The organism is Microvirga tunisiensis (genome assembly GCF_009296175.1).
GTDB lineage: Bacteria > Pseudomonadota > Alphaproteobacteria > Rhizobiales > Beijerinckiaceae > Microvirga > Microvirga tunisiensis.
This window is the reverse complement of record NZ_VOSK01000241.1, coordinates 1-9725: the sequence shown is the minus strand read 5'-3', so window position 1 is coordinate 9725 and position 9725 is coordinate 1. Positions and strand designations below refer to the sequence as shown.

Annotated in this window: 13 protein-coding genes; 6 read left to right on the top strand and 7 right to left on the bottom strand. The window is 58.5% G+C overall.

Annotated features, from left to right (window positions below; translation table 11 throughout):
* Positions 1 to 25: 25 nt before the first annotated feature.
* On the top strand, positions 26 to 802 hold the full coding sequence (locus tag FS320_RS31800) for a phosphorylase family protein (protein WP_152716444.1): 777 nt from the start codon (positions 26 to 28) through the stop codon (positions 800 to 802).
* Between the two features lie 79 nt (positions 803 to 881).
* Here the strand turns inward: FS320_RS31800 and FS320_RS31795 are convergent, their stop codons facing one another.
* Entirely contained in the window at positions 882 to 2654 is a 1773-nt protein-coding gene (locus FS320_RS31795; protein ID WP_152716443.1) for an adenylate/guanylate cyclase domain-containing protein, read from the bottom strand.
* Positions 2655 to 2941: 287 nt separating this feature from the next.
* Between FS320_RS31795 and FS320_RS31790 the strand changes: the two genes are divergently transcribed.
* Positions 2942 to 3361, top strand: a complete 420-nt coding sequence (locus FS320_RS31790; RefSeq protein WP_152716442.1) for a DUF1236 domain-containing protein — start codon at positions 2942 to 2944, stop codon at positions 3359 to 3361.
* A gap of 209 nt (positions 3362 to 3570) precedes the next feature.
* Here FS320_RS31790 and FS320_RS31785 read toward each other — a convergent pair whose 3' ends face one another.
* Positions 3571 to 3789, bottom strand: coding sequence for a hypothetical protein (locus tag FS320_RS31785; RefSeq protein WP_152716441.1), 219 nt, complete (start codon positions 3787 to 3789; stop codon positions 3571 to 3573).
* 339 nt (positions 3790 to 4128) lie between these two features.
* Between FS320_RS31785 and FS320_RS31780 the strand changes: the two genes are divergently transcribed.
* Positions 4129 to 4323, top strand: coding sequence for a YqaE/Pmp3 family membrane protein (locus FS320_RS31780; RefSeq protein WP_036365010.1), 195 nt, complete (start codon positions 4129 to 4131; stop codon positions 4321 to 4323).
* A gap of 189 nt (positions 4324 to 4512) precedes the next feature.
* On the opposite strand, the gene FS320_RS31775 is transcribed toward FS320_RS31780, so the two are convergent.
* Positions 4513 to 4839 (bottom strand): hypothetical protein, encoded by a 327-nt coding sequence (locus tag FS320_RS31775; protein WP_152716440.1) that lies wholly within the window; start codon positions 4837 to 4839, stop codon positions 4513 to 4515.
* A 105-nt stretch (positions 4840 to 4944) separates the two neighbouring features.
* Between FS320_RS31775 and FS320_RS31770 the strand changes: the two genes are divergently transcribed.
* From FS320_RS31770 to FS320_RS31755, 3 genes are all read left to right on the top strand, one after another.
* Complete coding sequence (locus FS320_RS31770) at positions 4945 to 5133, top strand: CsbD family protein (protein ID WP_152716439.1); 189 nt, start codon at positions 4945 to 4947, stop codon at positions 5131 to 5133.
* A gap of 1234 nt (positions 5134 to 6367) precedes the next feature.
* Positions 6368 to 6784, top strand: coding sequence for a hypothetical protein (locus FS320_RS31760; protein WP_152716437.1), 417 nt, complete (start codon positions 6368 to 6370; stop codon positions 6782 to 6784).
* A gap of 53 nt (positions 6785 to 6837) precedes the next feature.
* Entirely contained in the window at positions 6838 to 7176 is a 339-nt protein-coding gene (locus FS320_RS31755) for a GYD domain-containing protein (RefSeq protein ID WP_152716436.1), read from the top strand.
* Positions 7177 to 7308: 132 nt separating this feature from the next.
* Here the strand turns inward: FS320_RS31755 and FS320_RS50995 are convergent, their stop codons facing one another.
* From FS320_RS50995 to FS320_RS31740, 4 genes are all read right to left on the bottom strand, one after another.
* Positions 7309 to 8100, bottom strand: coding sequence for a PRC-barrel domain-containing protein (locus tag FS320_RS50995; protein ID WP_420846804.1), 792 nt, complete (start codon positions 8098 to 8100; stop codon positions 7309 to 7311).
* A gap of 463 nt (positions 8101 to 8563) precedes the next feature.
* On the bottom strand, positions 8564 to 8854 hold the full coding sequence (locus FS320_RS31745; protein WP_152716435.1) for a hypothetical protein: 291 nt from the start codon (positions 8852 to 8854) through the stop codon (positions 8564 to 8566).
* A 205-nt stretch (positions 8855 to 9059) separates the two neighbouring features.
* The gene (locus FS320_RS45390; RefSeq protein ID WP_153885351.1) at positions 9060 to 9230 is read right to left on the bottom strand and encodes a NepR family anti-sigma factor; all 171 of its coding nucleotides are present in this window, start codon (positions 9228 to 9230) and stop codon (positions 9060 to 9062) included.
* A gap of 115 nt (positions 9231 to 9345) precedes the next feature.
* A partial coding sequence (locus FS320_RS31740) for a transposase (protein ID WP_152711663.1) occupies positions 9346 to 9725 on the bottom strand: 380 nt, incomplete at its 5' end.

Sequence of the window (9725 nt, the reverse complement as noted above, 5' to 3'; positions counted from 1 at the left end):
GGAAGCGTAGAATGGTTCATGGCGGGTGGGTTCTCCCAGAAATGAGGCGGATCGGATTCAACAACCAAATCCTAAGTCATCTCAGGCACTTGAGCTACACCCGCCAACCCTCCATGAATTTTCCGGGTTAGACGCTCTTCATCATCGGTTCCAGTTCGACTCGGAGCCGACCACTCTTGCCGGTTTCCAGGTCTGGCAAGGGCATGTCCACGACCGCGCCCGATCAATCGTTCTGGCCCAGTCCGGCATCGGCAAGGTCAATGCAGCCACACTGGCGACGATTCTGTTCACGACATTCGGCTGCGACGACCTGATTTTTTCAGGTGTTGCAGGAGCCCTAACGGATCTTGAGGTCGGCTCGGTGGTGCTGGTCACGAGAGGGGCCACCCATGACTATGGTCTGGTGAGTGATGGCGTCTTCACCTGCGTCCCGGTCGGTGACCTCCCGCTTCCAGGCATTGCCCGGCCCTTGCGGGATCTTCCCCGCGTCCCAGCCCAGGTTGAGCAAACGTTGGAGCATCTCCGAGACCGGATGGCTGACAAACTCACGATCCGGCTCGGCTCTGTGCTCTATTGCATACAGACCCGCACCCGTCTTCAGGACCTCGGAGGCGAAATCGTTGATATGGAGTCCGCAGCGGTCCTCGAAGTCGGCCGCCGTTTCGATAGGGGAGCCTACATCATCCGCACCATCTCGGATGGGGCAGGGGATGACAGCCATCTGTCCTACGCCGAAATGGCGGCTATGGTGGCTCACAACTCGGCGCTCTGCGTCGAGGATCTGCTCAGGATAATGCCCTGATGGGAGCATCAGGTAGGTGCGGACGGACGCCGGAGCTTGAAACAGAGATACGGGCGCAAGCAAGACGTTGCCAAATCGATCAGTCCGGCAAACCAGCCTGCCGTAGGGCCGCTCCGAACTGCGCCACTCTCTCGGGCGCGGTGAACTCCATCTGCTCCATCATAGTGACCGTGAAGCTGGGTGCGGCTTCGAGAAGCCTTTGCGCCGCCACCTTGGCGGCATCTAGATGGCCAAGCTGAGCGTAGCTTGCGACGAGGAGTGCATGAGAAACCATAAAGGATGGATTTGCCTGGATAGCATGATTGGACGCGACCACCGCCTCCTCGTTCCTTCCGCTGAACAGGTAGGCAAAACCCATCCCTAAATATGGATGATAGTTCATTGGGTCGAGTGGGCTCAGGTGAATCGCCCGCCGACCATGCTCAATTGCCGCCTCATACCGCCCTGCGTTGGCCTCAGTCATGGCACTGAATCCAAGCGTCAGGGCCGAATTGCCATTGAGAAGGAGCGCTCTGTCCACTGTTCCAATGGCACTCTCATAATCATGAGTAAGCATGGCAACAACGAAAGCGGCTATAGCGAGCGCCAGGGCGTCGTCTGTTGCCGACGCCATTACCGCACGGGCATGCCGCACAGCCTCAGCCTTATCCTTGGCGCGATGGCCACCCCGGAAAAATCGCTGCTCGTAGCACCATGCAGCATGAGCCTGCGCAGTAGGATAATCCGGCTCTCTATCCAACGCTTGAAGCAGAAGGCGCAATGCCTCTTCGCTGTCCTGTGGAGTATTCGCATATGCGTATGGCAACGCACGGAGATAGAAATCATAGGCGTCGAGGCTGTTCGGGCGTTTGCGGCGTGCCCGCTCGATCTCAGCGCGGCGAAGGCTTGGCTCGATAGCTCCAATCACGTTTGCAGTAATCTGGTCTTGAAAGGCAAAGATGTTGTCCATGCTGCCGTCGAACCGATTAGCCCATAGGTGGGCTCCGGTCCCAGCGTCGATCAACTGGCCTGTGATGCGGATGCGATCCCCAGCACGGCGGATACTACCTTCGAGCACATAACGCACCCCGAGTTCGCGCCCGACCTGCTTCACGTCTACGGCTCTTCCTTTGTAGATAAACGAGGAGTTGCGGGCGATGACGAAGAACCACTTCACCTGCGAAAGGCCAGTGATGATGTCGTCAACCACTCCATCTGCGAAATACTCCTGCTCAGGGTCACCGCTCATGTTGGCGAATGGCAAAACAGCGATGGAAGGTTTCTCCGGGAGCCGCGATGCCGAGGGCTCGGGCGCTGTTCGCGGAGCGGTCGAGGCATTGCTTTGTAAGCCGATAGCAAAGGCCCGAATTGCCTCTTCCATATTCTTGACGTGCTGCTCCCCGAGATCGTTGAAGGTCAGCGGGATACTCTTGCGCACGTACCCATAAGCAGCCTCCGATAGACATATGCCACCTGGATCAGCAAGGCTTTGCAGACGAGCGGCGATATTCACCCCGTCTCCGAGTAGGTCGCCGTTCCGCACCATTACATCGCCGACATGGACCCCGAGCCGGAACCGGACACGCCGCTCGTCAGGGATATCCAAGTTGGCCTGTGCGAGTGCCGCCTGTACCGCAATAGCGCACTGGACGGCATCAACGGCACTTGGGAACTCGGCAAGAACGCTATCGCCAGCCGTATTTGCGATCCTTCCGCCGTGCTCGGCGATCTGCCGATCCATGACCTCCCGATGGGCAGTCAGGATATTGAGCGTCCCAACCTCGTCCTCGTTCATCAGGCGCGAATAGCCTGCTACGTCCGCTGCGAAGATGGCTGCCAGCCGCCGCTCGACCTTGTGCTGCTGCCGATCCATGGGTCTCTCGGTGCCGTTCCAGAACGATTGTGCGGCGGGCCGGATGCGGTGTCCAGCGTACGTCTGTGGTAAGGTCGCCCTGCTGTAAACTTCAGACGGCAGCGGGGCAGCGCCCGAACCCAAAGTGCATTGTGCTACGGGCATAAGATCTTGTCCGATGTAACGCGAAGACCCGCTGTCATGACCTCTGGACCGCAGGCAGCGGCGATACCCCAAGAGCGCCTCGTCGAGGCCAGGAACTGGTCAAGCTTCACAGCGTTGGCCTTCTGGTGAAGGAGGAAATCCCCATGCGTGCTCAGCTTTTCCAGCCTGCTCTGGCGCTTGCTCTTGTGGCTGTTCCACTGGCGGCCTGCCAGACAGATCCTGGAACAGGGTTTGCGTCCGGGGCGGCGGGTGGGGTTGTTGTCGGCGCTATCGTGGGTGGTCCGGTGGGCGCGGCTGTTGGCGGCGTCGCGGGTGCTGCGGTCGGTGGCGTTGTAAGCGCCGAGGAGGCAAGGCGGGTACGCACCTATGCTGCGGCTCAAAGGAGTCCCTCAATCCGGACCGCTGAACCAGTGGCTGTGGGGCAGCCAGCGCCACGGAGCGCTCGCCTTGCTCCGGTTCCGGCGAGTGTGGGCCTTCGCAATCCGTACAGCTACACGATTGTGAACGAGCGGACTGTGCTGGTCGATCCGCGTACCCGTCAGGTTGTCGAGATCATCGAGTGAGCGCTTCGTCAGACACGGATCAGGGAGTAGGGCTCTGTACATCTCTTGGCGGTAGAGCAGTAGCAGAAGGGGCCGCGAGGCCCTTCCTGGCAGGTTGACTATAAGATCGGTGAAAACGGTTTGATGGAACTTTCACGGATAGCCCTTGGACCGGAGGATCTCGCGAACCGTTTGGTCGAGGGCACGAAGTGGGCGGCGGATGCGGACATTCAGAGATGAGTATAGCTCTGGATCAGCGCTTGGGCTTCCTCTTCGTCCCTGTTGAAGCCTTTCTGGACGACCGAGTGGTGGTATTGGATCGGCCCTTCAGCCCTGATCCCGTCATTTCCTTCAGCAGAGCCTTCTGCTGACGGCTCATCTCTGCCGCCCAGAAACCACGAGCGGCACCAGCCCAGGTGTTCGCCGCACTCAACCAGAGGCTCATCCAAGGGTTCTTTGTCATCGTGATCTCAGCCTTAGTCGTATGCTCCCGGCGCTCTCACCGTCACTGGGGTTGATCCCGTCGCTCAAATCATCTCTGAGGGCCTCTTCACAGCGATCAATGTGGCAAATGGCTCGTTGGCGAATCTCCTGTATGTCGTGGCAGGAATCCTTCCCGTCTTGATGGCAGAATGCGCAATTCCTCTCAGCATAAGCGTGTGAGGCCAACGGAGGATACGAAGGCAGAGTTCCTCTGCCAGCGCAGCGGCTTCGGGGAACGTCAATCGCTCTGCCTGGGTTGATATTAGAGTGGGCACCATCCGCCCCACGCGCCGTGGAGACGTAAATTGAATATCATCCGCGTCATTTTGGCGATCCTGCTGCCGCCCGTGGGGGTTCTGCTCACGGTCGGCTTAGGTCTGCATTTCTGGATCAACATCCTGCTGACGATCTTCGGGTACATCCCCGGCATCGTCCATGCCGTCTGGATTATCTCCTCGCGGGCAAAGGAGCGTGAACTGCGCTCATCCACTTACCACTAATCGCGCCCTTGGATTGGTTTGCACTCAGCGCAACGATCCAGTTGGGGATCGAAGCTCGTTCAACGCACTTCCGCATCATCAGCAGATCAGGGGAAGGGAGTCGGAGGGCTTCGATTCGAGGGGATTCGAAGGATTTCCCAATCGGTAAGAGACAGCAACAGACCTCCCTTGCCAGGAATCTGACCGATTTCAGGCTGTGAAAATCCAGACCAGCATCTGAATGGCTCCGACCACGATCAGGGTGAAACCAACCACACGCGTGGTCGTGGCCGTCTTACGCCGCGCGTCAGGGGTATTCTCCCCCATGAGCAGGATGTAGGAGCGAACAATGGCAGCAAGGCCGATGACCGTCCACACGACGGATAGATAGAGCATTGGATGTCCTCGGAAGTCGCCGTTACCGTTGTTTTCCTCTCTATCACGAACATGGGGAACTTGTTCGGCATCCTCTGAGTGTTCTTCAAAACGGGCAGGGAAGCTATAAGCCAGAATCCGGCCAATCACATCGCTCGGCAACCTTTGGGCCTTCCCCAGACCTGTGCCCTCAATGTGTGCAGATGTTTTATGCCGCAGGAACGGCTCAACTCACTGCACGTTGAATCAGCAACTGAGGAGAGAATTATGGTTGATAAAAATCGCGTTGACGGTTCCGCCAAGAACATCGGTGGCAAAGTCAAAGAAGGTATCGGTAATGTGACCGGTGACTCCAAGATGCAGACCGAAGGCAAGGCAGATCAGGCCGAAGGCAAGATTCAAAACACCCTCGGCGGCATCAAGGATTCCGTCAAAGACGCCTTCAAGAAAGATTGAGGAAGGGGGTTCAACCCCCTTCTTACTAACGTCTGATGATCCTTAGTAAAGAATGCTGCCTCTCCCAAACGCTTGACTAAGAAGTGACATTCACGACCTCTGACCCAACGTAATCGGGACGGTACGGGAACCTTCTCAGGCAGCCAGTGCCCGAAGCCGCCTCTGCAAACTTTCAACCTGCTGAACGTAGGGCATACGCCGCTCTTGATGGCACTCTTGCAGCTTTCTAATCGTCCTCTGCTTCAGCCACTCATCCGCTGAGCTATTCCTGACAGTCTCAACGTCACTCTCGTGCTCGAAGTCAATGTCGGCTACGGTCGCCAGTAGCGATTGCAACAAAGGCAGAAGCTCAGGAGGATACGTTCGAGAAGCATCCATTCCAGCGTTAGAAGATTGACGTTTCGGGTTAGCGGCCATGTGTTCCCTCGGCTTGTTATTGATTGCTTACCTAGCCTGTTACTGGCGCAGGTGGGCTGTCGTTGAGTTCCACGCAACTATCCTATGGTAGTAGCACTTGTGTGTAAGTGCCTCTTCTGATGCGTCCAGAGATTAGAAGAGTGCTGATCCCTCTACGACCCACGAGGTCACCGCATTGGCACGATCCACCACCTGATCGTTGAGAAGGTCAGCGGGCGAGTGGTTTACGCCGTGATGACCTTTGGGGTTTTCTCGGGATCGACAACCATGAGCACACAATCTCATGGAACAAACTGAAGTACGATATCCAGCTTGGCGGCTATATAACCTATATCACGCAGGAGCAGCTAACTGATACTTCGGTCGTCTGTGGCGATCAGAAAGACTGGTGGGACCGCAGGCGTGAGCAGGACCTTCACGATGACTGGAAGGTGCCGCCCTACTGGGGCTGGTGAGCAGCATTGCCAACACTGACCATCCAAGCGTGTACCTTGGCACTGCTCAGCATTGTATCGGTGTGATGTCGGTCCAGGCTGATGCCCTCAGTAGACATGCTCCACGGGACGGGATGCTCGTCCGCGCCGATCCCAAGAAAGCCGTGGAACGTTCCTGGCCTTTGCAGTCGCAGTCTCGGAGGAGTATAGTTTTGGCCCAATAACCAGTGTTCTGGCTGCCCTGAGTTGAATGCCGCTGCCGTTGAGCGCAGAGGAAGGGCAGCGCCTCGGCCCACGTTCACCGGCCACGTCGCTCTTGCTCGGGTCGAGCAAGAAAGTCGGCCCCGGCCCGGAGCAGGCGACCTCAACATCAGGAGGACGCTATGCTGGATATCGACCGTAGATCAGCCCTTGCCATCGGTTTTGCCGGGCTATCAGGGCTTGTTCTTCCAGAACAGGCTGCCGCCCAGACCTATGGCCCCAACGAGGGCAAGGAACTAACCCAGGGCGTCAGGCAGATTGACTTAGGAGAGCGGGAGTCATTGATCCCTGCCTACAAGAAGGTTCACTTGCGTGACATCGTTCTGCAGCCCGGTGCCAAGACCCCGGACAATGCCATGATGAACGACATGCTCTGCCACATGACTGAGGGCGAACTCGCGGTGGTGCAGAACGACAAGCAGTTCACGGTTAAGAAGGGAGACGTGTGGACCTGCGCCAAGGGCATCACCACGGAAGGCACGCAGAACAAGGGCAATGCAGTCGCCATCATGAGGATCATCGACCTGCTGACCACATGAGTGGGCAGGTGTGATGGACCCCACCTTTCCATTAGCAACCACAGGAGAGCGCAATGCCAATCTTCATTTCTCAAGGTCGGTATTCGCAAGACGCGATGCGCGGCATGGTGAGCACGCCGGAAGACCGGACCGAGCCGGTATCCAAGCTCATTGAAGCTGCGGGCGGTAAGCTTCTCGGGTACTATGTGACCTTCGGTGAGTACGACTGGCTCCTCGTGGTCGAAGCGCCGGATGCACGTACGGTTGCGGCGGCGGTGATCACGGCAGCGGCAGGTGGTGGCGTGACAGACATGAAGACCACCTTGGCGATGACCGGGGCTGAGGCCATGCAAGCCTTCCGCACCGCAGGGGATCTCGCCAAGAACTTCAGGTCAGCCGGGCAGGCGGCGTGACGACCGGAGCTTAGGTCTGAAGAAGCGAGGCTCAGACCGACACTTGCGCCGCAGGCAGGGTCTCGTTGATAAGCCCCGGTCCTCTGAGAGGGCCGGGAACACAATGCCTCTGCTGCTTGCATGTCCAGTTCGTCAGGCAAGCATCCAGTAGTAGGTCACCTGATAGTAGTCGTGCAGATCCTGCTCGCTCCCGCGATCTGGCCAGTCCTGACCGCGAGCACCGGAGAGGCTCGGCGCACGCCGAAGCTGCTCTGCGGTAATCTGGATACGGTACCCTCCCAGATCGGGGTCGTAATCCAGCATGCGCCAGGGGACGGCGTACTCGCTCGCGCCCACGCCGAAAAAGCCGCCAAACGACATCACCGCATAGGCCACACGTCCACTGATCTTGTCGATCATCACCCGTTCGACGGTGCCGATGCGCTTGCCGCTCCGGTCATAGACGGCAGTTCCTTCCACCCGGTCGCTCTCGATCAGAGGCTTGCCTGAGCGCTGACCAGGGTAGTCCCTGCGGGTCCTGCCACGGGATGGCGCACGCTCCTGGTTTCTGCTCAGACCACCAATCATCCAGGCCATACCAAGGCCGACCACTCCAACCGCCAGCAGCGAGACGAGCGGGGCCTCAGTGACTTGGCGCTCGACGGTCTGTGTGGCGCGTTCATAGTAGCGCTGGGCCTGCGGATAGCGGTCGCCTGCTTGGCGGACATACCGCTGCCCTTGATCATAAGCCTCACGGACCATATCGGAGGCACGGTCTGCCAGATCAGCGGCGGTGTTCGTCGCCTGATCAACCACGCTTTCGGGCGAGCCCCCGCTCCCCTGAGCACTTCCCTGAGGGTTGGGGCTATTACCACCCGCTTGGTTTGGAGCATTGGACTGCACGTTTCCAGCTTGCCCAGTTCCTGTTCCCTGTTTCTCGTCCATGATCTCTCTCCTGTTGAGATGATGATCTGAGTTTCCTGGGGTGGTGACCTTCCTACTCATACGACCAGCCTATCGTTCTACGGATCTTGGGCTTGGCTGTGGCGAATCCGGAGTACGGACTCTAACGCGCCATTATACAACCGCGCTGGCTTTGAGCCGTCGCAGCAATAGAAAGAACGAGCAGGCTGCTAGGACTTGGCTGGGCAGGAAATAGCAGTGAACCGGACTTCCAGGATCAGCCCTTCCCACCCCGGATGATCGTGAGCTTGCGCAGCATCGGCGGGATGTCTGGGGAGGGCGGTTGGTCGCCTCAAGGTCCGTGAAGTGGGCCTTGCACGTAGGACTGCATTGGTTGGGAGGTCGCTCCCACGGCAAGGTGCTACGGGGACAGTCGAAGGCGATCTTGTTGAGAAGGTCGTATAGTTGGAAGTTTGTGCCGAACTTTCCTGTTAGCCGACATGCCTCACAATCCTGAGAACAGGTTGCGTCTCATCCGCCGTTGAAGCTGTTCGACTCTGCGGCGGTAAGGCTCACGTTCAGCCTCATAGCGTCTCTCCCGCTCGGCCCAGAGAGGCTGGAAAACAGCATCAGGGCCAAGTTGTTGCATCAGCCGCTCGCGATCTCGCTCGTAGCGGTATTCGACATCCGCCAAAGCCGCTAAGGTGGCCTGGATTTCACCCAGCAAATCATCCGGCGACCAGAATGCCTGGGTGGCTGCTGACACGATCTGGCGAGTAAGAACCTTCGGTGTCATCTTCGACCTCCATCTCACGTGGGTCGGGCAGCGGCATCCAGCGGACCGCCACCACCATCCCATGACACGCGTCAATCCAAAGGCCGCGTTCTGGCGACCAGTGCCCAACCACTCGGTCGTGCCATAGGGTAAAGAGGAGAACAGGCGTCCCATCCTGTGGAGCGGTCTTCATTGAACGCCAGCAACCGAAACCCAAGGGGGCTGCCTACCGCCCATGGTCACCCCTCCCATGGACCTCTAGCCGTTCAACGATGGCTGTCAGGTGTTCCGGGAGAGGCATATGGAGAACTTCAGAGTAGAGGGACCGGAGGTCGCGTCCGATCACTTCAGCAAGCTTGAGACCAACCCAACGGTCGGCGATGGCGATCCATGTCATGGGGCTATCCTCGGGCGAGTGCATCGAAGGCACCGGCCTCTGGCTTATTCTTCAACCAAATTGCTTACAGATGTATGGGAGCAGAACCGGCTGCGGCTAAGAGGCTGGTGAGCAATTATCTTTCCTTTCGCGTGAGGCGACGCAGCAGGATGCGGCTCATGGCGAGATAGAGCAACATCTCGCCGGTCTCGACCAAGCGTTCGTAGTCCTTGGCGAGCCGCCGGTTGGTGGTGAGCCAACCGATGGTCCGCTCGACAACCCACCTGCGTGCGAGCACCTGGAAGCCACTCGGTCGCGTCGGCGGCTCCGCGTCAGCCCGCATCCAGGTTCCGCCGCTCCACCAATGCTGCGGGATGGATAATCTCCAGCTCAGGGCCTTCTGGAGCCAGTCCTTCAGCCCACGATAAGCCGTGTCGGCCCACATCAACTCAATGGCCGGAAACAGATTCTGCAGACCCTCCAGCAGGAGTTCGGCTCCGGCGCGGTCATGGAGGT